Consider the following 265-nt stretch of genomic DNA (forward strand, 5'->3'; position numbering starts at 1 on the left):
TTGCCCATCGCGGAGAGCAACTTCTCCGCGCGCAGCGTGCCGTTGTTGGTCGTATTGCCCGTGACCTTGACGTCGCCGGCCTCGAGCGTGCCGCTGTTGGTCAGTTTGCCCATCGCGGAGAGCAACTTCTCCGCGCGCAGCGTGCCGTTGTTGGTCGTATTGCCCGTGACCTTGACGTCGCCGGCCTCGAGCGTGCCGCTGTTGGTCAGTTTGCCCATCGCGGAGAGCAACTTCTCCGCGCGCAGCGTGCCGTTGTTGGTCGTAT

1 protein-coding gene is annotated in these 265 nt (G+C 64.2%); it reads right to left on the reverse strand.

Annotated features, from left to right (window positions below):
• Positions 1 to 265 (reverse strand): hypothetical protein (locus tag OEJ37_RS34880; protein WP_263349545.1); only part of this gene is annotated, 265 nt, incomplete at both ends.

This window comes from Burkholderia sp. BKH01 (assembly GCF_025685725.1).
Lineage (GTDB): Bacteria > Pseudomonadota > Gammaproteobacteria > Burkholderiales > Burkholderiaceae > Burkholderia > Burkholderia pyrrocinia_C.